This window comes from Hafnia psychrotolerans (assembly GCF_014639435.1).
Taxonomy (GTDB): Bacteria; Pseudomonadota; Gammaproteobacteria; order Enterobacterales; family Enterobacteriaceae; genus Ewingella; species Ewingella psychrotolerans.
Genome location: NZ_BMFZ01000003.1, coordinates 37,125 through 62,233 on the forward strand (window position 1 = coordinate 37,125; position 25,109 = coordinate 62,233).

Here is a 25,109-nt window from a genome sequence, read left to right on the forward strand (position 1 = left end):
TTTCAGACCTAAAAAAACCTCCCGAGGGAGGTTTTTTTAGGTCTGGCAGAAGCCTTATGCCTTGGCACCGGCTACAGCGTCACGTGCCAGTTTGGTGATGCGATCATAATCACCGCTTTCCAGTGCATCAGCCGGAACCAACCAGGAACCGCCGATACACAGCACACTTTTCAGTGCCAGATAGTCACGGTAGTTGTTCGGCGTAATGCCACCCGTTGGGCAGAACCGTACCTGCGAGAACGGGCCAGCGATAGCCTGTAAGGCTTTCACGCCACCATTGGCTTCCGCTGGGAAGAACTTGAACTCACGCAGACCTGCATCCAGACCCATCATCAATTCAGACACGGTACAGATACCCGGGATCAGTGGAATGGAACCGGCATTTGCCGCCTTCAACAGCGCGTCCGTCAGACCTGGGCTAATAGCAAACTGGGCACCGGCTTCGGTAACTTGTGCCAGTTGCTCCGGATTGAGTACGGTACCCGCGCCAATAATGGCATCCGGGACTTCTTTTGCAATGGCACGGATAGCGTCAATTGCACAGGCAGTACGCAAAGTGACTTCCAGAACGCGAACACCGCCAGCAACCAGCGCTTTCGCTAGTGGAACCGCGTGTTCGAGTTTGTTTATAACGATCACAGGAACGACCGGGCCGGACGTCAAAATTTGTTCCGCGCTCGTTTTCCAATTTTTCATCTTTGTCTCCATTCATGCCCGTGGGCATCGTTGTGATTGATGGCGAGCCCCTGCCACAGGGCCTGCAAATATGCAGGTTACCGACCACACCCATTAGCCGAACTGGCTGTATTGCGAGTAAAACAAGTAATAAAGCGATTCAATTGAAAAACGCCGCGTAAGCGACGGTTTTCAATTTTTCGGTCACGCTCTCCAATAAACACTGACCGGTGTTTGTTGCTGGTTGAGTACGGCTCGCACCGGCATTTCATTCTCGTCGGTGCCTTTTTCAGCGCGCTCATACACTTCGCGCTTTGCCTCGCCCATCAGATGCAAATAGATATTACGGCTGTCGAGCAGCAACGGTAGCGTCAGAGTGAGCCTGTCGAGCGGTGCAGTTAGCGGTGTCATCCCTATACAACTTCGGCCTGAATCAAGCGCCAGCGCAGCGGATAGATTCTTAGCACCAGGGAACAGCGACGCGGTATGACCGTCATCCCCCATGCCGAGGATCACCACATCGATAGGACGCGGTAAATCTTTTAGTGCCATCTCGGTTGCAGCCGCGCCTTCAAAGGGAGAGACGGCCTCATTTTTCAAGCTAATAAAGGTGGCTGACGCGGCCAGACCTTGTAACAGATGATCACGCACCAGCTTTTCATTGCTGGCATCATTGTCCGGGCTTACCCAGCGCTCATCGGCCAGCGTAATGACCACCTTGTTCCATTCAAGCTCCTGACGCGTGAGCTGTATAAACAGGTCGAGCGGTGTATGACCGCCCGAGACCACCAAACTGGCTTTGCCGTTTGCCGCAATCCCCTGACGAAGGGCATCCGCAATCTTTCCAGCGAAGTTTTGGGTTAGCGCCACTGCGCCGGAAAATTCGACAAAATTGGCCATCAGTTTCCCTTTACTCGAACTCGCTCCAGGAGCGACCATCACGGGTGATCATAGCCACTGACGCGACAGGCCCCCAAGTTCCGGACTGGTAAGGTTTTGGTGATTCGCTTTCGGCAGCCCAGGCATTCATGATGGAGTCGACCCATTTCCAGGCTTCTTCTACTTCGTCACGACGAACGAACAGTGCTTGAATACCACGCATCGTCTCCAACAGCAAACGTTCATAAGCATCAGCGATGTGCTGCTCGTTGAATGTCTCGGAGAAGCTCAGATCCAGTTTGGTGGTTTGCAGGCGATGCTTGTGTTCCAGGCCAGGGACTTTGTTAAGGACTTCGATCTCGATACCTTCATCCGGTTGCAGACGAATAGTCAGTTTGTTCTGCGGTAACTGCTGATAGGAATCACGGAACAGGTTCAGCGCTGGGGTTTTGAAGTAGACCACCACTTCTGAGCATTTAGTCGGCAGGCGTTTACCTGTACGCAGGTAGAACGGTACGCCAGCCCACTGCCAGTTGTCGATATCAACGCGGATAGAAACGAAGGTTTCAGTGGTACTGGCTTTTTTCGCACCTTCCTCTTCCAGATAGCCAGGCACTTTTTTGCCTTGAACAAAACCGGCGGTGTATTGGCCACGCACGGTGGTTTCGCGTACGTTGGTTTGATCGATCCGGCGCAAAGAACGCAGCACTTTCACTTTTTCATCACGGATACGATCGGTACTCAGGTCGGCCGGCGGCGACATGGCGATCATCGTCAGAATTTGCAGTAGGTGGTTCTGGATCATGTCGCGCATCTGACCCGCATCATCGAAGTAACCCCAACGGCCTTCGATACCCACCTCTTCAGCAACGGTGATTTGTACGTGATCGATGGTGCGATTGTCCCAATTACTGGCAAACAGGTTGTTGGCAAAACGCAGCGCCAACAGGTTAAGAACCGTTTCTTTACCCAGATAATGGTCGATACGGTAAACCTGAGACTCGGCAAAGTATTCCGCCACCTGATCGTTAATCACCTGAGAAGACTCCAGTGAGTGCCCCAGTGGTTTTTCCATCACCACGCGCGCAGGTTCTTTATTAAGTCCTGCTTCACCCAAGCCACGGCAGATTGCCCCAAAGTGGCTTGGCGCAATCGCAAAATAGTTAATGGTGGCGCGATTCTTCTGGTCGAGCATTTTGCCCAGCACTTTAAAATGTTTTAGATCGTTAACATCAAGGTTACAGAAATCTAAACGAGCGCTGAGTTTATCCCACAACTCTGGCTCCATTTTTTCCTTCATGAAGGTGGTTAGCGCGTCTTTGACGACTTCGGTATACGCCGCTTTGTCCCACTCAGCACGACCGACACCGATAATTTTGGTATCAGGATGAATGTGTCCAGCTTTTTCTAGCTGGTACAGGGAAGGCAACAGTTTACGGCGAGCAAGATCGCCTTTCGCACCGAAAATAACCAGGTCACAGGCCTGGGCTGTCTGGGTTACCGCCATGTTCTTCTCCTTCATGCAAGAGTGCAGGATATATTGTAATTTTATTTCAGCAATAATGTACTCTGATTAGTTAGCGCCAGTAAACCTCGATCTAAAACCTTAATAAACGAATAAAAACCACATATTTTGTCACAGATGTTAAATGTGTCGTAAAAAAAGGCTGATTTTGTAATTTTATGACAAATATGGAAAGGATTTACCATACTGAAATTTAGACACTGGTCAAACTCTGAGGAGAAAAGCTTAAAATTCACCACATTGCTTCTGCCAACCCAATCAGGCTCGTAGTATATTTTCATCAAACCGACATGATTTCCTCTTTTCATAGAAATCGTTGAAACCTATGAGTGGCACGCGAATGAATACATTGGAAAAAATCCAAAGCCATCTGGACATTCTAAGCAAGTCTGAAAGAAAAGTTGCCGAGGCAATTCTTGCCTCACCGCAGACCGCTATCCATTGCAGTATTGCCACACTGGCCCACATGGCCGGTGTCAGTGAACCGACAGTAAACCGGTTTTGCCGCCGGCTTGATACCAAAGGCTTTCCTGATTTCAAATTGCATCTGGCTCAGAGTCTGGCAAATGGCACACCTTATGTGAACCGTAATGTTGAAGAAAGTGATGGTGTAGAGGCTTATACCAGCAAGATTTTCGAATCCACTATGGCGACGCTGGATCAGGTGAAAAACACTCTGGATATCAGCATGATTAATCGCGCGGTGGACCTGCTCACCCAGGCAAAAAAAATCTCTTTCTTTGGGCTGGGTGCCTCGGCAGCCGTGGCGCATGATGCCATGAACAAGTTTTTCCGCTTTAATATTCCGGTCGTCTACTTTGATGACATCGTCATGCAACGTATGAGCTGTATGAACTGTAGTGAAGGGGATGTGGTGGTGCTCATTTCTCACACTGGCCGCACCAAGAATCTGGTTGAACTTGCGCATTTGGCCCGAGAAAATGACGCAACCGTGATCGCAATTACCTCACAAAATACCCCGCTAGCCCATGAAGCCACGCTGGCTTTGCTGCTGGACGTCCCTGAAGACACTGACGTCTATATGCCGATGGTCTCGCGTATCGCACAACTGACCCTGATTGACGTACTGGCGACGGGTTTTACTTTACGTCGCGGTGCAAAATTCAGGGATAACCTGAAGCGGGTCAAAGACGCACTGAAAGAATCACGCTTTGATAAAGGCGCGCACGTTTCCAATGTTTTCGACTAAGCGTAGTCTTAATGGTAAAGAAGTTCTTACTGTTTTTTTTGCAACACACTTGTTCACCAGTCAACGGAGTAATACATGTCCAGAAGGCTCAGAAGAACCAAAATTGTTTGTACCCTCGGCCCTGCTACTGATCGCGACAATAATCTGGAAAAGGTCATTGCTGCCGGCGCCAATGTCGTTCGTATGAACTTCTCCCACGGCACCGCTGAAGACCACGTCATTCGCGCCAATAAAGTGCGTGAAATCGCAGCGCGTCTTGGCCGCCACGTGGCGATCCTCGGTGACCTACAGGGTCCTAAGATTCGCGTTTCAACCTTTAAAGAAGGCAAAGTCTTCCTTAATATCGGTGACAAATTCCTGCTCGATGCCAACATGGGTAAAGGCGAAGGCGATAAAGAAAAGGTCGGCATTGACTATAAAGGTTTACCTGCTGACGTTGTGCCTGGCGATATTCTGCTGCTTGATGACGGCCGCGTGCAGCTAAAAGTGCTCGAAGTTCAGGGCATGAAAGTGTTTACCGAAGTGACCGTGGGTGGCCCGCTGTCCAACAATAAAGGCATCAACAAGTTGGGCGGCGGTCTGTCTGCAGAAGCGCTGACCGAAAAAGACAAAGCGGATATCGTCACTGCAGCTAAAATTGACGTCGACTATCTGGCTGTCTCTTTCCCACGCACTGGAGAAGATCTGAACTATGCCCGCCGTCTGGCACGTGATGCAGGCTGTAATGCGCAAATCGTTTCTAAAGTAGAACGCGCCGAAGCCGTCGCCTCAGACGAAGCCATGGATGACATTATTCTGGCCTCAGATGTGGTAATGGTAGCCCGCGGTGATTTGGGTGTAGAAATTGGCGACCCAGAACTGGTCGGGATCCAGAAAAAGCTGATCCGTCGTGCCCGGCAACTCAACCGTGCGGTTATCACGGCGACACAAATGATGGAATCGATGATCACCAACCCGATGCCAACCCGCGCCGAAGTCATGGACGTCGCCAATGCCGTCCTTGATGGCACCGATGCCGTCATGCTTTCTGCAGAAACGGCTGCCGGTCAGTACCCGGCTGAAACCGTAGCGGCCATGGCGCGTGTTTGTGTGGGTGCTGAGAAGATCCCCAGTATTAACGTGTCAAAACACCGACTGGATGTGGAGTTCGACAACGTAGAAGAAGCCATTGCTATGGCTTCTATGTATGCCGCCAACCACCTAAAAGGTGTTACCGCGATTATTGCCATGACAGAATCGGGTCGCACCGCTTTGATGATGTCACGCATCAGCTCAGGTTTACCGATTTTCGCCATGTCCCGTCATGAACATACACTAAACCTCACCGCTATCTACCGTGGTGTGACGCCGGTGTTCTTTGACAGTAACAATGACGGTGTAGCCGCCGCACACGATGCCATTACTTTACTGCGTGACAAAGGTTACCTGCTCTCCGGCGATCTGGTTATTGTGACGCAAGGTGATGTCATGAGCACCATCGGCACCACCAATACCAGCCGCGTATTACGGGTTGATTAATCCGATGTTGATATAAAATGGGCACGTTATTTTTCTTTTGCCCAGCATTAAAAATGCCCGTTCATATGAACGGGCATTTTTATTTCTTTTTCATCTCCCTTCTCTGCTGCTTCTATTGCAAAGAGCTGAGCAACAACGCCCCTTTGGGCAGTGTGGGCCGAGGCCCACAACGTTGAAGTTGAAGTTGAAGTTGAAGTTGAATTTAAAAACGGACTTGGCCCGCTGGCCAAATCACTTGGGATATAGCTCATCCCGCGAATAGGGCTCAGTCTCGCCTGGCTTACGGGTTTTCAGCAATTTAAGGATCCAGGTGTACTGCTCAGGATTGGGACGAACCAGCATTTCGACCTCTTCGTTCATTCGCCGCGCGACCTGATGGTCATCAGCATTCTCTAAATCATCCATTGGCGCACGAATATAGATATCCAGACGATGTTCACGCCCGTTATACACCGGGAACATCGGCACGATCGCAGCACGACAGACTTTCATCAATCGCCCGAGCGCGGGCAACGTGGCTTTATAGGTGGCGAAAAAATCAACAAATTCGCTATGCTCAGCGCCATGATCTTGATCGGGTAAATAGTATCCCCAGTTCCCCTGACGAACCGAACTAATAAAAGGTTTAATACCATCATTACGGGCATGCAGTCGGCCACCATAGCGGCAACGAACGGTATTCCACAAATAGTCGGTCAAAGGGTTCTTCTGATTATGGAACATCGCGGCAATGGGCTGGCCACTGGCCGCCAACAACATAGCCGGAATATCCACTGCCCACCCGTGAGGCACCAGAAAAATGACATTTTTACCGTCGGCCTGCATCTGGTCGATAATTTCTCTACCATGCCAGTGAACCCGGCTCAGAACCTTTTCAGGTTTTCGGCAAGCCAGTTCAGCCATCATCACCATCGACTGCGCAGCGGTGGCGAACATTTCATCAATGATATGTTCGCGTTCGGCCTCTGGCACTTCGGGCATGCAGTACAGCAGATTGATCAGCGCACGACGGCGGGCGCCTTTAGCCAGCTTGCCGGCCAGGCGACCGAGTGTGCCAAGAATAGGATCACGGATTTTTGCGGGAACATAAGCCATTCCAGCCATAGCGCCCACGCCCAGCCACACTCCCCAATAACGCGGGTAATAAAAGGCTTTCTGAAATTGCGGAACAAATACGGCGGTCGATTTTTTCTCTGGCTGCATAAACGGCTCTGAATACAAATTTTAAGACAACAATCGTTCAATGATAAATGCAACGCACTCATTTGCAAAGAAACTCACGATGTTGTGTTAATGGATAAACACCAAAAACGGGCAAAAAGACACGAATACACAGTGCCTTTTTGCCCGTTAGCGTAATGGGGAAACTATGGAGTCCACCGCTCAGTTGAGTTTCAATTGAGGAATAACCTGCTTAACGACCGCGAGGTAGGCGCTGCGATCTTTGCCGGTGAGTCCTTCAGAACGTGGCAGTTTGGCCGTCAGTGGATTGACCGCTAACTGGTTAATCCATATTTCAAAGTGCAGATGTGGGCCGGTAGAGCGACCGGTATTCCCAGACAATGCAATACGATCACCGCGTTTAATCTTCTGACCCGGTTTCACCAGTATTTTACGTAGGTGCATATAACGGGTCATGTACTGGCGCCCGTGGCGGATTGCCACATAGTTACCGGCAGCCCCATCATGTTTAGCGACGATCACTTCACCATCACCCACGGCCAGCACTGGCGTACCAACAGGCACAGCAAAATCGACCCCACGGTGCGGTGCAATGCGGCCAGTCACCGGATTGAGACGGCGAGGATTGAAATTAGAGGAAACGCGGTACTGTTTGATGGTCGGGAAGCGCAGGAACCCGCGCGCCAGCCCACTGCCGTTACGATCATAGAATTTTCCGTCTTCGGCGCGGATAGCGTAATAATCTTTACCGCCGCTGCGTATGCCTACGCCCTGCAAATGGCTTTGTTCACTTTTACCATCAAGCATTTCGCGTGACATCAGCACAGAGAATTCATCACCTTTACGCAATTTTTTAAAATCAAGCTGCCACTGCAAGGCCTTTACTACCGAACTGATTTCGCCGCTGGTAAGGCCTGCCGCTCTGGCGCTGGTGATAAAACTACCGTCCAGTTGCCCTTTGAGAACACTGTCTTTCCATTCGCCCTTTATCGTTTCCAGGCTGGATTTAAATCCGTTGCCGGAACGATCATAGGTATAAGTTTCGCGGCGGGATTTCTCCCAGGTTATACGCTGTAACTCACCATCGTCATTGAGGGTCCACGATAGTTGTTGGCCGATTTTCAGATTACGTAGATCGCTGTCGGCTGACGCCAACGCCGCGATCTCTGACATATCAACACCATACTGATTGAGAATACTGCTCAGCGTATCACCACTCGAAACCACATATTCATGTACGCCGGTTTCAGAGCCTACTTTTTCGTCGAGATCGTCTTGCGGAATGTCTTCAGCAGGCGCGGGTTGATCGATAGGTTCACTGGCTTCAGGAAGGAGCGAACGGACTTGCGCGTTATCGAGCTGAATATGTTTAACGGTAGGCTTATCACCATAAGAATCGTATTCTGGATGATAAACAAACGGTTGCCAGACAGCCACGGCAAGAGTGACGACGGTGAGCGACCCCAGCAAAACGCGGTGGGGCCGTGGAAGGTTGCTATACGCCAGAGCGATAGAACGGGCTATCAACTGCACTTTGATACTGTCCTTTTAATCTTACTTCAGGCAGCTCACGTACTGGCTAGTCAGATGTGACAGGAAGTTCACATAACTGTCCTTACCCAATGCGATCCCGCTCCCCAGCGGATCCAATGTGCCCATACGCACTGTTGTTCCCTGGGCAACGGAATTAATTACGGCCGGCCTGAATTGTGGCTCAGCAAAAACACAAACTGCTTTCTGCTCAACCAACTGAGTTCGAATGAAATGTAATCGCTGCGCACCGGGTTGGATCTCGGGGTTGACCGTAAAGTGGCCAAGTGGCGAAAGACCGAAATGTTTTTCAAAATAACCGTAGCCGTCATGAAAAACAAAATATCCCTTACCCTGCACAGGCTGCAGCATCTTACCAAGGTTTTCGTCAACTTTTGTCAAGCTATCTTCAAACTGTTCTAAGTTGGCGTCTAATTTGTCTTTCTTCTGCGGCATAAGTTCCAATAATCTTGCATGAATTGCGATCGCAGTCTGTTTTGCAATCTCAGGCGACATCCACACATGCATATTATATTCACCGTGATGATGCTCATTAGCATGCTGATCCGGTGCTTCATCATGACCCTGTTTGTGCTCATCCTCATCTTCATCACCTTTCTGAAGAAGAGGCTTGACGGTGCTTAACGTGGCGATTTCCACCTGGCGATTTAGCGGCAACTGCGCAGCGGATTTGGCCATAAAGGCTTCCATCTCCGGGCCGACCCACACCACTAAATCGGCACGGCGGATTTTTTGTAAATCTGATGGGCGAAGGGCAAAATCATGCGGTGAAGCACCATCAGGTAACAAAATCTCTGTCGGTGTTACGCCATCAGCAATGGCTGAGGCGATAAACCCCAGCGGGCGCATGGAGGCGACCACTGACGCCTGTGCTGTTGTGATAGCACAACCGGAGACTAACGCAGCGGCTAATAACATCCGGTTAAAGGTCTTAGTGTGTTGTATCATAGGGCGTTAACTCTTCATCATTAGGTTGAGAACTGGTTATTTATGCGAAAACGCAATATTATAACATTCGATTCGTTCTGCAAGACATCACTGACATGCCCACTTTAGCCACACTAGACAATATCTCGGTCACTTTCGGCTCCCGACACGTATTGTCGGATATTTCACTAACGCTGCAACCCGGAAAAATTCTTACCTTGCTCGGTCCCAACGGCGCAGGGAAATCCACGCTGGTACGCGTGGTGCTTGGCCTCATTTCCCCCACCAGCGGTACCCTCACCCGACAGCCCGGCCTGCGCATCGGCTATGTGCCGCAAAAATTACATCTTGATGCCACCATGCCATTAACCGTCAGCCGCTTTATGCGCCTGAAACCCGGCGTGCAACGTCAGGATATTTTACCCGCGCTGAAACGCGTGCAAGCCGCTCATTTGATTGACCAGCCGATGCAAAAACTTTCCGGTGGTGAAAATCAGCGCGTTTTGCTGGCCCGTGCATTGATGAATAGCCCGCAATTGCTGGTCCTCGATGAACCCACCCAAGGGGTTGACGTCAATGGACAACTGGCGCTGTATAACTTGATCGACAGCTTGCGCTGCGAACTCGGTTGCGCGGTGTTGATGGTGTCTCATGATCTCCATCTGGTGATGGCAAAAACGGATGAAGTTCTGTGTCTGAACGAACACATCTGCTGCTCTGGGTCACCTGAAGTGGTGTCGATGCATCCTGAGTTTATTGCCATGTTTGGCAACCGCGGTGCGGAGCAACTGGCCATTTACCGCCATCATCACAATCACCGTCATGATTTAAAGGGAAAAGTGATTTTACGTAATCGTGGAGGCCGTGACGCATGATTGAGTTATTACTGCCCGGCTGGCTGGCCGGTATTTTGCTGGCAACGGCGGCAGGTCCGTTAGGTTCGTTTGTGGTCTGGCGACGCATGTCTTATTTCGGTGATACGCTCGCCCACGCCTCGTTACTCGGCGTAGCCTTCGGCCTGTTATTAAATATCAATCCCTTTTATGCGGTGATCGTCGTTACCTTATTACTGGCCCTCATACTGGTCATGCTTGAACGCAAGCCACATCTGGCCGTCGATACCCTGCTCGGCATCATGGCGCACAGCGCACTGTCGCTGGGTCTGGTGGTGGTCAGCCTGATGTCGAATGTACGTGTGGACCTGATGGCTTATCTGTTCGGCGATCTGCTGTCAGTGACATTAAACGATATCTGGATGATTGGCATTGGGGTCGCGGTAGTGATTGCCGTACTTTGTTGGCAATGGCGTTCGTTGTTGTCGATGACCATCAGCCCGGAACTGGCACACGTTGATGGTGTAAACCTCCAACGTACACGCATTATCCTGATGCTGGTGACCGCATTGACTATTGGCCTTGCGATGAAGTTTGTTGGGGCGCTTATCATCACGTCACTGTTGATTATTCCGGCGGCTACGGCTCGCCGTTTTGCCAAAACCCCGGAACAGATGGCCCTGGTTGCCATTGTCGTCGGCATTCTGGCCGTTACCGGCGGGTTAACCTTCTCAGCATTTTACGACACACCAGCCGGACCATCAGTGGTGCTGAGTGCAGCGATCATGTTTATATTAAGCCTGACCAAAAAACAGGTGGTTTAATCTCGGCTGAATCAATATTTATGCCGGTTGAGCACCATAAAAAACGGACGCCACATTGAGCGTCCGTTTTTTATGGTGAGCAGTCTCTTAAGCTATTCAGGACGCGTCATACCAAAGTGCTTATAGGCATGATTGGTTGCCATACGTCCACGTGGCGTACGCTGAATAAAGCCTTGCTGGATCAGAAAGGGTTCAATGACATCTTCGATGGTTTCGCGCTCTTCGCCAATCGCTGCGGCAAGATTATCGAGACCGACCGGGCCACCGGTGAACTTATCTATAATCGCCAGCAGCAGCTTACGGTCCATATAGTCGAAGCCTTCAGCATCGACATCCAGCATATCAAGCGCACCGTTAGCGGTATCGCCATTAATGGTACCGTCACCTTTGACTTCAGCGAAGTCACGCACACGGCGCAACAAACGGTTGGCAATACGCGGTGTCCCCCGCGAGCGACGGGCTATCTGATGTGCACCCTCTTCTGAAAGCTGCAAGCCCAGACAGTTGGCGCTGCGCCCAACGATGTGCTGTAAATCCGCGACCTGGTAAAATTCGAGACGCTGCACAATACCGAAGCGGTCACGCAGTGGCGATGTCAGAGAACCGGCGCGGGTGGTGGCACCGATCAGTGTAAAGGGAGGGAGATCAAGTTTGATCGAGCGTGCTGCCGGACCTTCGCCAATCATGATATCCAACTGATAATCTTCCATCGCCGGATATAGAATCTCTTCGACGACCGGTGATAAACGGTGGATTTCATCGATAAACAATACGTCATGCGGTTCAAGATTAGTGAGCATGGCCGCCAGATCGCCGGCCTTTTCCAACACAGGGCCCGACGTGGTGCGCAAATTCACACCCATCTCATTGGCCACAATATTTGCCAACGTCGTTTTACCAAGGCCAGGTGGACCAAAAATCAGCAGATGATCGAGTGCATCACCACGCTGTTTTGCCGCCTGTATAAATATTTCCATCTGCGAGCGAACATGAGGTTGACCGACATATTCGGAAAGCATCTTGGGGCGTATTGCCCGGTCGATAACCTCTTCTTCGTTGATCACATCCGGTGAAATCAGGCGGTCTGCTTCTATCATCTCTTACCTCACAGAGCCGCGCGTAAAGCGTCTCTAATCAACGTTTCACAATCCACACCCGGTTTGGCAACTTTACTGATCATTCGGCTGGCTTCAGGGGGTTTGTAACCCAGAGAGATTAGTGCTGAAACGGCTTCGCCTTCTGCATCAGACTCTTTTACTTGCAACGACGATGCAGGCAGTGTGATATCAGTACTATTATTGAATAGATCCCCGTTTAATCCTTTAAAACGATCTTTCATTTCGACCACCAGCCGCTCTGCGGTTTTCTTACCGACTCCCGGTAATTTAATCAGCGTGGTTATTTCTTCTTTCTCAACGGCGCTGACGAACTGCTGCGCAGACATTCCGGACAGGATCGCCAGAGCCAATTTTGGCCCCACACCGTTCACTTTAATCAGTTCACGAAAAAGCGCACGCTCCTGTTTGTCGTTAAAACCGTACAATAGCTGTGCATCTTCGCGAACGATGAACTGTGTGAAAACGATAGCTTCTTTACCCAGATCCGGTAATTCATAAAAACAGGTCATCGGCATGTGTACTTCGTAGCCGACGCCGTTTGTTTCCAACAGCACCAGCGGTGGCTGTTTTTCCAGAATAATACCTCTGAGTCGACCTATCACTTTCACCTTCCTCTGTTGATTTAACCTGACTGAATACAGCGCTGTTTATACCATAAAAAAAACTGGATGAATATACAGCCTATTCGCTTTCAGACAGCTATCGCATTCTGCCACGCGTCATTTGTAATTTGTCACTGCTGAGGCGAATCGCGTTCTGGCTCATATGACAATGCGTAATGGCGATTGCCAGCGCATCGGCAGCATCCGACTGAGGATTAGCCGGTAATTTCAGCAACGAACGAACCATATGCTGTACCTGAGACTTTTCTGCTGCGCCGGTGCCCACCACTGTTTGTTTCACTTGCCGAGCGGCGTATTCGAACACGGGTAAGTCCTGATTCACCGCGGCCACAATTGCCGCTCCGCGAGCCTGCCCAAGCTTGAGTGCTGAGTCAGGGTTTTTGGCCATAAAAACCGATTCAATGGCAAAAAAATCAGGCTGAAATTGGGTGATTATTTCGCTAACGCCTGCATAAATCAGTTTCAGGCGTGTCGGCATATCATCCACGACCGTGCGAATACACCCGCTGCCGAGGTAACTCAGCTGTCGCCCTGTCTGGCGGATAATGCCATAGCCGGTAACACGCGAACCGGGGTCAATCCCCAGAATTATAGCCATAGCCAATCAACGCCTTGTGTTTCGTTTTGTCTGAATGGTGGGGAGTATATACCTAAAATAATTCGAGTTGCAGCGAGGGTAAATTAGTAGCCAGCCGGTGAAGCGATCACCGGCTGTAGAAGAGCGTTACAGCGTTTCTGCAATTTCGTCAGAGATCTCACCGTTATGGTAAACCTCCTGCACATCATCACAATCTTCCAACATGTCAATCAGACGCAATAGCTTTGGTGCAGTGTCTGCATCCATGTCGGCCTTGGTCGATGGGATCATGGTGACTTCTGCGGAATCGGCTTTGAAGCCTGCAGTTTCCAGCGCATCTTTCACATCACCCAGGTTTTCCCAGGCGGTGAAAACATCTATTACGCCATCATCATAAGCCACAATATCGTCTGCACCCGCTTCCAAAGCCGCTTCCATCACCGTGTCTTCATCCAGACCCGGAGCGAAAGTGATCACCCCTTTCTTGGTGAACAAGTAAGAAACCGAGCCGTCAGTGCCCAGATTACCGCCGGTTTTATTGAAAGCATGACGCACTTCCGCCACGGTACGGTTACGGTTATCACTCAGACATTCCACCATAACGGCTGAACCACCAGGACCATAACCTTCGTAAATGATGGTTTCCATGTTGGTATCATCGTCACCGCCAACGCCACGCGCAACCGCACGGTTAAGGGTGTCGCGGGTCATGTTGTTGGCAAGCGCTTTGTCAATTGCAGCACGCAGACGTGGATTAGCGCCCGGATCGCCGCCGCCCAGTCTTGCAGCAGTCACCAGCTCACGAATAATCTTAGTAAAAATTTTACCGCGTTTTGAATCTTGCGCCGCTTTGCGGTGCTTAGTGTTGGCCCACTTACTGTGACCTGCCATAAAAATATCTCCAGTTAGTCTAATCAGACTCAATAGTTACAAATTCTTCAATCGCCCGCTGGTTACTCGGTGACACAGTCAACGTCGCCGCGGCGGGTTTATCGAGCCACTGATAGGCGAGATGTTCTGTGATTTCCACATCACGCTCTTCAGGAAGTGCCAGGCAGAACCAATGTTCTTTGTTACGGGTCACCCCGGGAGCATAGCGATAACGCAAATGAGCAAACAGCTCAAACTCCACGCAGCGCAGGCAGTTCAGTAACGGCAGATTCTCACCGGCAATATCAATACCGACCTCCTCCATCACTTCACGCTGCGCGGTGTCTTCCGGGGACTCTTCTCCTTCCAGACTGCCGGTCACCGACTGCCAAAAATTCGGGTCATCCCGCCGTTGAAGCATCAGCACCCGGCCGGTGTTGCTGGCGTAGATGACGCACAGTATCGACTCAGGACGCTTATAACTCATTAGATATTCTCTAAATCTGTGTCCGGCTTCACTTCTTTGGCTGCGTCTTTTTTCGCAACAACCGCAATACCCAGTTCCAACAGCGATGCAGGGTTGGCAAAGCTAGGGGCTTCGGTCATCAGACACGCCGCGGCGGTAGTTTTCGGGAAGGCAATGACGTCACGGATATTATCGGTACCGGTCAGCAGCATCACCAGACGGTCAAGGCCAAACGCCAGACCCGCATGCGGAGGTGTACCGTATTTTAGGGCATCAAGCAGGAAACCAAACTTCTCGCGTTGTTCATGTTCGTTGATTCCCAGAATACCGAACACGGTTTGCTGCATTTCGCTGCGGTGGATACGCACGGAACCGCCACCGACTTCGTAACCGTTGATGACCATGTCGTAGGCGTTGGCGATCGCAGAAACTGGATTTGCGGCCAGCTCTTCGGCTGTCATGTCTTTCGGTGCGGTGAATGGATGGTGCATCGCGCTCAGGCCACCTTCGTCGGTGTCTTCGAACATTGGGAAGTCGATCACCCACAGCGGTGCCCACATGTCTTCTTGGGTGATTTTCAGGTCACGGCCAACTTTCAGACGCAGTGCGCCAATCGCGTCAGTTACAATCTTAGCGCTGGCTGCGCCGAAGAAGATCATGTCGCCGTCTTGTGCGCCAGTACGTTCGATCAGAGCAGACAGCAGATCGGTGTTCAGGAACTTAGCCACCGGGCTTTGGATCCCTTCAAGACCTTTCGCCACGTCGTTCACTTTGATGTAAGCCAGACCTTTCGCGCCGTAAATTTCGATGAACTTCGCGTATTCGTCAATCTGCTTACGGCTCAGGGATGCTCCGCCCGGTACGCGCAGCGCAGCCACGCGGCCTTTCGGATCGTTGGCCGGATCGGCAAACACTTTGAACTCGATGTCTTTCATCAGGTCTGCCACATCGACCATTTCCATCGGGTTACGCAGGTCGGGCTTGTCTGAACCGTAACGGCGCATGGCTTCGGCGAAGGTCATGATGGGGAAGTCTCCCAGATCCACGCCTTTAATTTCCAGCCACAGTTCGCGGGCCAGTTTCTCCATCACTTCACGCACTTGCTCGGCGCTCATGAAAGAGGTTTCCACATCGATCTGGGTGAACTCAGGCTGACGGTCAGCGCGTAAATCTTCGTCACGGAAGCATTTGACGATCTGATAATAACGATCAAAACCGGACATCATCAGCAACTGTTTGAACAGTTGCGGTGACTGTGGCAACGCGTAGAACTTCCCTTTGTGTACACGACTTGGAACCAGGTAGTCACGCGCACCTTCCGGCGTGGCTTTGGTCAACATCGGGGTTTCGATGTCGAGGAAGTCATGACCATCCATGAAGCGGCGCACGAAGCTGGTAATTTTTGCGCGCGCTTTCAGGCGGTTTGCCATTTCAGGGCGACGCAGATCCAGATAGCGATATTTCAGACGCGCTTCTTCAGAGTTGACATGGTTGGAGTCCAGCGGCAGGGATTCTGAACGGTTGATGATGTTCAGGCCGCTTGCGAACACTTCCACTTCACCGGTTGCCATGTCTTTATTGAACTGGCTTTCAGGACGCGCACGCACGGTGCCGGTCAGCTGAATACAGAATTCATTGCGCAGTTCAGACGCCAATTTGTAGGCTTCAGCCTGATCCGGATCGAAGAAAACCTGAACGATGCCTTCGCGGTCACGCATATCGATGAAAATCAGACCACCCAAATCGCGTCGACGGTTAACCCAGCCACACAATGTCACTTCCTGGCCCACATTGGACGCATTCAGCTTTCCACAATATACAGTACGCATAACGGTATCCTTTTGATCCCACTACCCGGTCTTATGCACTCGGGTACAGAAACGGTTATTCACTCTGGTCGCCCACTCGCAAAAAACTGCGGCACGCGGAATAGGTTTTATACGGGTCGAAAAAGGCGGCTATTATAAAGGAATTTCTTTCGCAGGATAAGTGCGAACACGTCAAGGCTGGCGCGGAAATTGACTCATGTTGCCTGCTACACATAATTTAACAAAATTATCCCCAAATTGACCCACGCGTTAGCATAGACTCGCGCATTCCCCTTTGTACACGCTGTTCATTATTCCTTTCGCTATTAATGAGATAACCGGGAGCTCTACGCCATGAAACTTGACCCTAAAACCACCGCACTGGTACTGATCGATTTACAGAAAGGGATCCTGCCGTTCGCGGGCGGCCCGCACACTGCGCAGCAGGTGCTGGACAACGCCACTGAACTGGCAAACCGTTTCCGCAAACTGGGCGCACCGGTCGTCATGGTCCGCGTAGGCTGGTCAGACTCCTTCGACGAAGCGCTGAAACAACCGGTTGATATCCCGGCGGCAGCACCGAAAGGCGGTTTACCTGCCAACTGGTGGGAATTCCCGGAGCAACTGGCGGTAACGGATAAAGACTTACTGGTGGTGAAACGCCAGTGGGGCGCATTCTATGGGACAGATTTGGATCTTCAGTTGCGCCGCCGCGGCATTAAAAGCATCGTGCTGGCAGGTATCTCCACCAACATCGGTGTAGAATCTACTGCACGTAACGCCTGGGAACACGGGTATGAGCTGGTGATCGCCGAAGATGCATGCAGCGCACACAATAACGAACATCATCAGTCCAGTATGCAGTTTATTTTTCCACGTATTAGCCGTGTGCGTTCCACTGCCGAAGTGCTTGCCGCTCTGTCCGAGTAACGCTACCCTGCTTTTTAACGTTTCCTGACGCCGCCCGCGAGGCGGCGTTTCTCTATTAATAGGAACACCATTAAGAGGATCATCGGCATGTATATTGGTTTACCGCAATGGCATCACAGCGCATGGGCACGTATTGGGTTGCGCGACCTGGCTGACTACGCGCGGTATTTCAATTGTGTCGAAGGAAACACCACATTTTATGCCCTTCCCAAACAGGACATCGTGATGCGTTGGCGCGATATGACGCCTGAGACTTTCCGCTTCTGTTTCAAATTTCCCTCCGCCATTAGCCACCAAGCCGCGCTGGCTAACTGTCAGGAAGATGTCGACACCTTTTACCGCACGATAGAACCGCTCGGTGAACGCATCGGACAGCTGTGGTTACAGCTACCCGCCACCTTTGCGCCGCAGCATCTGGAACGCTTATGGCCATTTCTTGATGCGCTGCCTTCTGGCTTTGATTACGGCGTTGAAGTACGACATCCGCAGTTTTTTGCCAAAGGCGAGGAAGAACGGATGCTCAATCAGGGATTGCATCAGCGGGGCATTAACCGCGCGATCCTCGACAGCCGTCCGGTTCATAGTTCGACATCCGTTACCGAGGCGGTGCTCGAAGCCAAGCGTAAGAAGCCTGTTCTGCCGCTGCACGCGCTGGCAACGGCTTCCTGTCCTATCGTTCGTTTTATTGGCGGGGATGTATTGGAGGATAACCGTCCTCTGTTTGCACAGTGGATCAAGAAACTCAGTGCGTGGGAATCTCAGGGCTTATCGCCCTATTTGTTTATCCACACACCGGACTGCACGGATGCCCCACAACAAGCACGCAGCCTATGGCAGCAACTATGTCAGCAGATACCCTCCGTCCAACCGGCACCCGACTGGCCGGAACAGGACTCCCTCTTCTGAGCAACCTCTTTCACCTCCAGCTTTTTGATGCGTTTTTTCGGCTCATCTCTTTATTCGTCGCGACAGTGATTTGTTGCACAGTTATCATTGGTGTGCATTTTTGCAGACAACATTTTTCCATCGCCTGAGTAGTTGCCTGCATGGTCACTTTTTCGCTGTCAAGATCACGTGGCCGGGGCACTCAGCTACTCCTGTAATATCGAGGTTGTAAAATGATCAGCGCGTTATATGTCGTGCTCGCCGCAGTTTTATTAATTAAATTATCTTTTGACGTTGTCAGACTGCGTATGCAATACCGGATTGCCACAGGTGACGGCGGCTCGTATGAATTGCAAACCGCGATCCGTGTCCATGGAAATGCGGTGGAATATCTGCCAATCGGCTGTTTATTACTGATTATGATGGAAATGAACGGTGCTGAGGCCTGGATGGTACATATCTGCGGATTGATGCTGATCGTTGGCCGCCTGTTCCATTATTACGGTTTGAAAAATCGTGAATTCACCTGGCGTCGCAACGGTATGGCGGCCACCTATATCTCCCTGTTGTTAATGGTGGTGGTGAATATTTTTTATCTGCCGTGGTCACAGTTTTTAAATATTCGCTGGTAACGGTTTACCGGCATCATAGTGCGGGGTAATTGCGTGATAACCCTGCACCAGCGCAACAATGGGCACGTTTTATCAGTATCTGCTAATGGTGGACTCTGTTAAAATATGCCCTCGAAATTTCGCCCCTTCAATTTTTTGGTCTGACTCAGCAATATGGCTAACCACGACACTCTTTTTTCTGCACCAATAGGCAAACTAGGCGACTGGACGTTTGATGAGCGCGTTGCCGAAGTCTTTCCCGACATGATCCAGCGCTCCGTACCGGGTTATTCCAATATTATTTCAATGATTGGTATGCTGGCCGAGCGCTTTGTACAACCTGACAGCCGGGTCTACGACCTGGGATGTTCGCTGGGTGCCGCCACGCTTTCGATGCGTCGAAACATTAAAGTAACGGGTTGCGAAATTATTGCTGTCGACAACTCCCCAGCCATGGTTGAACGCTGCCGCCGCCACATCGACGCATTCAGGGCCGATACGCCAGTGAGCATCATCGAAGCCGATATTCTGGATATAGAACTGAACAATGCGTCCATGGTCGTGCTCAATTTTACTCTTCAATTTCTGCAACCCGACGATCGTCAGCGCCTACTCAATCAGGTATATCAGGGCATGCGTCCCGGTGCTGCACTGGTACTGTCGGAGAAATTCAGCTTTGAAGACAACAACGTCGGTGAGCTGCTCTATAGCATGCATCACGACTTCAAGCGCGCTAACGGCTACAGCGAACTCGAAATAAGCCAGAAACGCAGTATGCTGGAAAATGTGATGCTGACGGACTCGGTTGAAGTCCATAAAGCGCGGTTAAAACATGCCGGTTTTGAGCATGCCGAAGTGTGGTTCCAGTGCTTCAACTTTGGTTCGCTGGTGGCTGTGAAAGCTGGAGAGGCAAAATGATTGAATTTGGTGATTTCTACCAACGCATCGCCAAAGGCCCGCTCAGCCCATGGCTGAATACCTTACCTTCACAATTGACTGCCTGGCAGAAAGAGTCACTGCACGGCAAGTTCAAAATGTGGTTCAACGCCGTTGAGCGTCTGCCATTGTTGCAACCGGAAAAACGGGATCTATTACACAGCGTCAGCGCCAGCATGCTCGAGCCTCTGCCACAAGGCCAACGCGAAGGCGTTGAAAACCTGCTGCGCAACCTGATGCCATGGCGCAAAGGTCCGTTCTCGCTTTATGGTGTAGAGATTGATACCGAGTGGCGCTCTGACTGGAAGTGGGATCGCGTTTTACCTCACATCTCACCGCTGGCGGGTCGCACCATTTTAGATGTGGGCTGTGGCAGTGGCTATCACATGTGGCGGATGATTGGTGCAGGCGCACATCTGGCGATTGGTATAGATCCAATGCAACTTTTCCTCTGCCAGTTCGAAGCGGTCCGCAAACTCCTGGGTGGTGATCAGCGTGCGCATTTGTTGCCGTTGGGTATTGAACAGCTTCCCGAGCTGAACGCCTTTGATACCGTCTTTTCGATGGGAGTGTTGTACCACCGTCGCTCACCGCTGGACCATTTGTATCAGTTGAAAAACCAACTGGTGAATGGAGGAGAACTGGTGCTGGAAACGCTGGTCGTAGAAGGAGACAGCCAGCAGGTGCTGGTTCCGGGTGACCGCTACGCGCAGATGAGCAATATCTACTTTATTCCATCTGCAGAAGCATTGAGAGAATGGTTGATAAAATGTGGTTTTGTCGACGTCCGTATTGCCGACGTCAGCGTAACCACGGCGGAAGAGCAGCACCGTACAGACTGGATGACCAGCGAGTCATTGGCTGAATTCCTCGACCCGAAAGACATGACCAAAACCATTGAAGGGTATCCGGCTCCGCGACGTGCTCTACTGATCGCCCGAAAACCTTAAATAATACCGCTATTCCGGCCAGTCAATTCATCTCACAAAAATGGCGGTTTATATAACCGCCATTTTTTATATGTTCGATACCCGTGTAAACCATGTTCGAGCGATTAACCCACCAGCAGGGCATCGCCAGGATCGTGATCAACGACAGTCAATTGGCTTAACCAGGTGCGTTCAGTGAAAACAACCACGCTTTCTGCACCGGTCACGGTTCCGCAGGCATGGCAGATGAGCGATTCCACCACCACATCCATCGGTTTGGTTTTATTTACCATAAAACGACCACATCCACAGTGGTCACAATAAATTTGCATATCAGGCATATTTTTTCCGCATTAGGACTATGCCTATTGCAGCCTCAAAAAAATCAATGGTTCCCTTCCATCAAGATAGCTAAAGTGTTGGGGAAATGCGAGTAACTGAAGGCTGAATGCGTCTTAAGAGCATTTAAACCTCAATTTTATTGATATGTCCTGTTTTGCCCTTACACTTGGCCTTGTCGCAGGTCGCACTGTCAGAAGGGCTATCACTCCGGTTACACACTGAACTCCAAAGGATCATGTGATGCAAAAAGAACGACATAGCATTGATAGAATCGGTTGGCTTCGAGCAGTGGTTCTTGGTGCCAATGACGGAATTGTCTCAACCGCCAGTTTATTGCTGGGTGTGGCGTCGGCGAATGCAACTCATCAGAATATTCTGTTAACAGGCGTGGCCGGTCTGGTGGCTGGAGCGATGTCGATGGCGACCGGTGAGTATGTTTCTGTCTCCTCTCAGTCAGATACTGAAAAGGCGGCGCTAGCCGAGGAACTGGATGAGTTGAACACCGATTATCATGGCGAGCTTCACGAACTCACCTCTATTTATATCAGCAGAGGGCTGGACGTCACATTGGCTCGACAGGTTGCACATCAGTTGATGAACCATGATGCCTTGGGCGCACATGCGCGTGATGAACTAGGGATTTCTGAGATCACGACCGCGCGTCCCTTTCAGGCTGCATGGGCGTCTGCGTTGAGTTTTTCTGCGGGGGCAGTATTGCCTCTGATGGTGGCGATCGTCGTGGCGACACAGTGGGCACTACCGGCAATCGCCATTTCTGCTTTAGCGTCTCTTGCGGTTCTCGGCGGAATTGCCGCAAGGACCGGAGGCGCACCGTTGGTCCCAGGTATTGTCCGTGTGACCTTCTGGAGTGCACTCGCCATGGGGGTATCATCCGGCGTTGGCGCACTTTTCGGTTTAGCCATCGCGTGACCCTACAACCCATAACTCAAACTTAATTTCGTTTTAGGTATCTATCTGAACTCAGAGGCCTACCATCATGTTAGCGATATGTTAATCCTCGCGAGTAAGGACTGATGTTTCTGCAAAGATGCAGGCTGGCACACGCGTTGCCGGTTTTTTGCGTGCGTATTGACGTTGGTTGCCACTCTCCAGTGACAGCCAGAAAGCGCCTGCCAATTAATTTTTTATAAGAAAGCGACTCAATACATATACTCTGTATTAAGCTTCTTGTTCAAATCATGCACATCAATGCACATGCTTTATTTTTCAGTAATTTAGACGAGTCGCTTTCCCGCTTCTGTTCACGGCAATGCCCTTCCATGAAATATCCATGCCCCATAGATTCGTTTACACCTTGACCCTCATGAGGTCGCTAAAGCGTGTCGTGTACGCGGGAGAAAGCATCTGGCGTTTCATATCCCAGCTCTTTTGTATTCCCTGGCCAGCAAACCATACCCGCCCTTTTCCACTGTGGTTAATACCATCGAGGACGGCCATCAGTTGCTCACTGTGAGAGCGCGGTTTGTATTCGTCAAACAACCCGAGTTGTGCAACGCCCTGGCTATAAAAATCACCCAGCATGACGCCGCACTTTTGAAACCGGTGGCCATCCTGCCAGATCGCATCAAGACACTCTGTCGCTACGGCAACAATATCGCGACTGTCTTGCGTCGGGATCTGAATTCTCGTTCCGGCGGCTTTGCCATAATAGATTTCATTTTCGGCAAATGGGCTGGTTTTAACAAATGCTGAAATGTAACGGCAGAATTGGTGTTCACCACGCAACTTATCTGCGGCTCGTGCAGCATGGCTGCAAATAGCTTCACGCATCCATTCATATTCACTCACCCTGTCACCGAATGAACGTGAGCAGATGATCTGCTGTTTCGTCGGGGCAAATTCCTCGAGTTCAAAGCATGATTCACCGCACAATTCCCGAACAGTACGTTCCAGAACTACGCTGAAATGCTTTCTAATGAGTACTTTCGGAGCATCAGCAAGCTGCAGTGCCGTTTTAATGCCCATATCGCTGAGTTTTTTTGATATGCGGCGGCCAACGCCCCAGACATCGCTAACATCAACGAGGGTCATCAATTGTCTCTGCCTGGCTAATAGAGAAAGGTCAACGACCCCTTCTGTTTTTGTCCATTTTTTGGCGGCATGATTAGCTAACTTTGCCAGCGTTTTTGTCGGCCCAATACCCACTCCTACCGTCAGCCCCGTCCACTGTAAAACTTTCGCTCTCACCTCTCGCCCAAATCCCTCTAAGCTTTTACAGTGCTTAACACCTTGTAAATCAATAAATGCCTCGTCAATCGAATATATTTCAACACCAGGTGACATTTCTTCTAAAATAGTCATTACTCGGTTAGACATATCCGCATACAGGGCATAGTTGCTGCTGAAGGTAACTATATTTTGCCGTTCAAACTGAGCCCGCATTTTGAAATATGGAGCCCCCATCGGAACACCCAGTAATTTTGCTTCAGCATTCCTGGCTATTACACAGCCATCGTTGTTGCTTAGGACCACAACGGGTCGCCCCTTCAAGTCGGGACGAAAAACTGTCTCGCAACTTGCGTAGAACGAGTTCACATCCGCTAATGCAAACATCATTGAAACCCATTAATGCTGAAAGTCACGACGCCGAAGACCTCCAAATCTTCACCACCGTCATGCAAGATAATTGGCGGGAAATCCGGATTCATGGGTTCGAGTTGGAAAACCGGGTGTGTGCACAGGCGCTTGACGGTATATTCGCCTGCCAGAGCCGCGATAATGATATCTCCGTGTTTAGCCTGCAGGCTGCGATCAACGACCAGTAACGAGCCTTCATAAATCCCGGCATCGAACATACTCATACCCGTCGCTCTGACAAAGTACGTCGCTGCCGGGTGGTTTACGCAAAGTGTATTTAAATCAATCCCTTTTTCTATGTAATCTTGTGCAGGATTCCCATATGAACTCATTCTGGCCATATCTTGTCAGTCCTAGAGAAAATGCAGCTGTTTTGGTTTACCAAAGCAGCACTGGAAGGAGTTTTATACATAATTGACCACTGAATTAATTTAACTGTATTTATGTACAGTAGTTCGAGTCGCCGACATGGATCAAGGTGTTTTTTGGGCGGTACTCAAAACGCTTTGAAGTTTGGGGGGATTTAGTTGGTAGAAAAAGTTAGATCTCTTTTCTGATTGCTTGTGTGCGTTTTAGACAGGCTTGCTTCCACTCCTTGGGCACGAAATGAACAGATCGAACGATGAATAATCTGCAACTCAAATGATTAAACATTGCCCTTGAAAAAAACTTGTGCTCGCATCTCCTGAGCAGGATGAGAGCGTTATCCGACTCCTTCGCATTGACGCAGTGGAAGGTATAGAGCATTTTCCTCCCCACATGCCGCTCGACTTTGGAGCGGGTAGCGCGTTTTTATTCGTGTACTTTAAGGGCTCTGTGCTTGCAGCGCTGCTGACTGCATTCCTTCCGGCCAGTTACAGTGCTTAGAGTGCCAGTAGGCAGTAAAACGACTTAATTTGCTTTTGTGTGATTCTTTAGATAATTTAGCTAAATTATCTATTAACTCATTTTGTACAGGCTAAAAATGAACGAAATTGAGATTTATGCGCGTATTAAGCAAGTCTTGGACGACGCGCCTCGCAATCAATATACCGCCGAGATGCACCTGCAAATGATCAAATATGCGGATGAGCTAAAAAGCATCACCTCAAAAGAGTTTTGCGAAGGGGTTGGTCTACGAAGCAGCTTCGGCACAGAGTTCAGCAAAATGCGCAACTTGACCCAACGCTTGAAAGCTGCAGGACTTGATACAGCCAAGCTTTAACTATTTATATACTTATCAGGCGGGCACTCGGTACAGTAAGGAATAACGATGGCCATTGAAAAAGCTGATCTTTACACTTCTCTCAGGG

The 25,109-nt window shown here is 50.4% G+C and carries 27 protein-coding genes; 11 read left to right on the forward strand and 16 right to left on the reverse strand.

Annotation, left to right across the window (positions count from 1 at the left end; all coding sequences use genetic code 11):
• Positions 1-54: 54 nt before the first annotated feature.
• The 3 genes from IEV89_RS06030 to zwf all read right to left on the reverse strand — a co-directional run bounded on the left by IEV89_RS06030 (position 55) and on the right by zwf (position 3,061).
• A complete protein-coding gene (locus tag IEV89_RS06030) occupies positions 55-696 on the reverse strand; it encodes a bifunctional 4-hydroxy-2-oxoglutarate aldolase/2-dehydro-3-deoxy-phosphogluconate aldolase (protein WP_188471498.1) in 642 nt (213 codons plus the stop codon).
• Positions 697-879: 183 nt separating this feature from the next.
• Positions 880-1,575, reverse strand: a complete 696-nt coding sequence (gene pgl / locus IEV89_RS06035; protein ID WP_188471500.1) for a 6-phosphogluconolactonase — start codon at positions 1,573-1,575, stop codon at positions 880-882.
• Between the two features lie 10 nt (positions 1,576-1,585).
• On the reverse strand, positions 1,586-3,061 hold the full coding sequence (gene zwf / locus IEV89_RS06040) for a glucose-6-phosphate dehydrogenase (protein ID WP_188471502.1): 1,476 nt from the start codon (positions 3,059-3,061) through the stop codon (positions 1,586-1,588).
• Positions 3,062-3,419: 358 nt separating this feature from the next.
• Between zwf and IEV89_RS06045 the strand changes: the two genes are divergently transcribed.
• Both IEV89_RS06045 and pyk read left to right on the forward strand, forming a co-directional pair.
• Positions 3,420-4,289 (forward strand): MurR/RpiR family transcriptional regulator, encoded by an 870-nt coding sequence (locus IEV89_RS06045; RefSeq protein WP_188471504.1) that lies wholly within the window; start codon positions 3,420-3,422, stop codon positions 4,287-4,289.
• A 75-nt stretch (positions 4,290-4,364) separates the two neighbouring features.
• A complete protein-coding gene (gene pyk / locus IEV89_RS06050; protein ID WP_188471506.1) occupies positions 4,365-5,807 on the forward strand; it encodes a pyruvate kinase in 1,443 nt (480 codons plus the stop codon).
• Between the two features lie 47 nt (positions 5,808-5,854).
• Here pyk and IEV89_RS06055 read toward each other — a convergent pair whose 3' ends face one another.
• The 4 genes from IEV89_RS06055 to znuA all read right to left on the reverse strand — a co-directional run bounded on the left by IEV89_RS06055 (position 5,855) and on the right by znuA (position 9,488).
• Entirely contained in the window at positions 5,855-6,058 is a 204-nt protein-coding gene (locus IEV89_RS06055; protein ID WP_188471509.1) for a hypothetical protein, read from the reverse strand.
• Positions 6,039-7,010 (reverse strand): lauroyl-Kdo(2)-lipid IV(A) myristoyltransferase, encoded by a 972-nt coding sequence (gene lpxM / locus IEV89_RS06060; RefSeq protein ID WP_188471511.1) that lies wholly within the window; start codon positions 7,008-7,010, stop codon positions 6,039-6,041. The genes IEV89_RS06055 and lpxM overlap by 20 nt, the downstream gene beginning before the upstream one ends.
• A gap of 180 nt (positions 7,011-7,190) precedes the next feature.
• Positions 7,191-8,522: a murein DD-endopeptidase MepM gene (gene mepM, locus IEV89_RS06065; RefSeq protein ID WP_188471513.1), complete on the reverse strand. Its 1,332-nt coding sequence runs from the start codon at positions 8,520-8,522 to the stop codon at positions 7,191-7,193.
• A gap of 21 nt (positions 8,523-8,543) precedes the next feature.
• Positions 8,544-9,488, reverse strand: coding sequence for a zinc ABC transporter substrate-binding protein ZnuA (gene znuA / locus IEV89_RS06070; protein WP_188471515.1), 945 nt, complete (start codon positions 9,486-9,488; stop codon positions 8,544-8,546).
• Positions 9,489-9,583: 95 nt separating this feature from the next.
• Here znuA and znuC point away from each other — a divergent pair, with 95 nt between their 5' ends.
• Entirely contained in the window at positions 9,584-10,342 is a 759-nt protein-coding gene (znuC, locus tag IEV89_RS06075) for a zinc ABC transporter ATP-binding protein ZnuC (protein WP_188471516.1), read from the forward strand.
• Positions 10,339-11,124 (forward strand): zinc ABC transporter permease subunit ZnuB, encoded by a 786-nt coding sequence (gene znuB, locus IEV89_RS06080; RefSeq protein ID WP_188471518.1) that lies wholly within the window; start codon positions 10,339-10,341, stop codon positions 11,122-11,124. Before znuC ends, znuB begins: the two co-directional genes overlap by 4 nt.
• A 92-nt stretch (positions 11,125-11,216) precedes the next feature.
• On the opposite strand, the gene ruvB is transcribed toward znuB, so the two are convergent.
• The 6 genes from ruvB to aspS form a co-directional block, all read right to left on the reverse strand.
• Positions 11,217-12,221, reverse strand: coding sequence for a Holliday junction branch migration DNA helicase RuvB (ruvB, locus tag IEV89_RS06085; RefSeq protein ID WP_188471520.1), 1,005 nt, complete (start codon positions 12,219-12,221; stop codon positions 11,217-11,219).
• An 8-nt stretch (positions 12,222-12,229) separates the two neighbouring features.
• Complete coding sequence (gene ruvA / locus IEV89_RS06090; protein ID WP_188471523.1) at positions 12,230-12,844, reverse strand: Holliday junction branch migration protein RuvA; 615 nt, start codon at positions 12,842-12,844, stop codon at positions 12,230-12,232.
• Between the two features lie 97 nt (positions 12,845-12,941).
• On the reverse strand, positions 12,942-13,463 hold the full coding sequence (ruvC, locus tag IEV89_RS06095; protein ID WP_188471525.1) for a crossover junction endodeoxyribonuclease RuvC: 522 nt from the start codon (positions 13,461-13,463) through the stop codon (positions 12,942-12,944).
• A gap of 126 nt (positions 13,464-13,589) precedes the next feature.
• Positions 13,590-14,333 (reverse strand): YebC/PmpR family DNA-binding transcriptional regulator, encoded by a 744-nt coding sequence (locus IEV89_RS06100; protein WP_188471527.1) that lies wholly within the window; start codon positions 14,331-14,333, stop codon positions 13,590-13,592.
• A 19-nt stretch (positions 14,334-14,352) separates the two neighbouring features.
• Positions 14,353-14,799 carry a dihydroneopterin triphosphate diphosphatase gene (gene nudB, locus IEV89_RS06105; RefSeq protein ID WP_188471529.1) on the reverse strand — a complete coding sequence of 149 codons (447 nt, stop codon included), beginning with the start codon at positions 14,797-14,799 and terminating at the stop codon, positions 14,353-14,355.
• Positions 14,799-16,607: an aspartate--tRNA ligase gene (aspS, locus tag IEV89_RS06110; RefSeq protein ID WP_188471531.1), complete on the reverse strand. Its 1,809-nt coding sequence runs from the start codon at positions 16,605-16,607 to the stop codon at positions 14,799-14,801. The genes nudB and aspS overlap by 1 nt, the downstream gene beginning before the upstream one ends.
• Before the next feature lie 333 nt (positions 16,608-16,940).
• On the opposite strand from aspS, the gene IEV89_RS06115 reads away from it, so the two are divergent.
• The 5 genes from IEV89_RS06115 (at position 16,941) to cmoB (ending at position 20,898) form a co-directional block, all read left to right on the forward strand.
• Entirely contained in the window at positions 16,941-17,516 is a 576-nt protein-coding gene (locus IEV89_RS06115; RefSeq protein WP_188471533.1) for a hydrolase, read from the forward strand.
• 87 nt (positions 17,517-17,603) lie between these two features.
• The gene (locus IEV89_RS06120) at positions 17,604-18,422 is read left to right on the forward strand and encodes a DUF72 domain-containing protein (protein ID WP_188471535.1); all 819 of its coding nucleotides are present in this window, start codon (positions 17,604-17,606) and stop codon (positions 18,420-18,422) included.
• A 212-nt stretch (positions 18,423-18,634) separates the two neighbouring features.
• Complete coding sequence (locus tag IEV89_RS06125) at positions 18,635-19,033, forward strand: MAPEG family protein (protein ID WP_188471537.1); 399 nt, start codon at positions 18,635-18,637, stop codon at positions 19,031-19,033.
• Positions 19,034-19,186: 153 nt separating this feature from the next.
• On the forward strand, positions 19,187-19,930 hold the full coding sequence (cmoA, locus tag IEV89_RS06130; protein ID WP_188471538.1) for a carboxy-S-adenosyl-L-methionine synthase CmoA: 744 nt from the start codon (positions 19,187-19,189) through the stop codon (positions 19,928-19,930).
• Positions 19,927-20,898: a tRNA 5-methoxyuridine(34)/uridine 5-oxyacetic acid(34) synthase CmoB gene (gene cmoB, locus IEV89_RS06135; protein ID WP_188471539.1), complete on the forward strand. Its 972-nt coding sequence runs from the start codon at positions 19,927-19,929 to the stop codon at positions 20,896-20,898. The genes cmoA and cmoB overlap by 4 nt, the downstream gene beginning before the upstream one ends.
• 104 nt (positions 20,899-21,002) lie before the next feature.
• On the opposite strand, the gene IEV89_RS06140 is transcribed toward cmoB, so the two are convergent.
• Positions 21,003-21,218 (reverse strand): hypothetical protein, encoded by a 216-nt coding sequence (locus IEV89_RS06140; RefSeq protein WP_188471540.1) that lies wholly within the window; start codon positions 21,216-21,218, stop codon positions 21,003-21,005.
• A 241-nt stretch (positions 21,219-21,459) separates the two neighbouring features.
• Here IEV89_RS06140 and IEV89_RS06145 point away from each other — a divergent pair, with 241 nt between their 5' ends.
• The gene (locus tag IEV89_RS06145) at positions 21,460-22,149 is read left to right on the forward strand and encodes a VIT1/CCC1 transporter family protein (RefSeq protein ID WP_188471541.1); all 690 of its coding nucleotides are present in this window, start codon (positions 21,460-21,462) and stop codon (positions 22,147-22,149) included.
• A gap of 378 nt (positions 22,150-22,527) precedes the next feature.
• On the opposite strand, the gene umuC is transcribed toward IEV89_RS06145, so the two are convergent.
• Positions 22,528-23,793: a translesion error-prone DNA polymerase V subunit UmuC gene (gene umuC / locus IEV89_RS06150; protein ID WP_188472394.1), complete on the reverse strand. Its 1,266-nt coding sequence runs from the start codon at positions 23,791-23,793 to the stop codon at positions 22,528-22,530.
• Positions 23,793-24,158, reverse strand: a complete 366-nt coding sequence (gene umuD / locus IEV89_RS06155; RefSeq protein WP_229746397.1) for a translesion error-prone DNA polymerase V autoproteolytic subunit — start codon at positions 24,156-24,158, stop codon at positions 23,793-23,795. The genes umuC and umuD overlap by 1 nt, the downstream gene beginning before the upstream one ends.
• A gap of 623 nt (positions 24,159-24,781) precedes the next feature.
• Between umuD and IEV89_RS06160 the strand changes: the two genes are divergently transcribed.
• Entirely contained in the window at positions 24,782-25,021 is a 240-nt protein-coding gene (locus IEV89_RS06160; RefSeq protein WP_188471542.1) for an HTH-like domain-containing protein, read from the forward strand.
• Positions 25,022-25,109 lie beyond the last annotated feature (88 nt).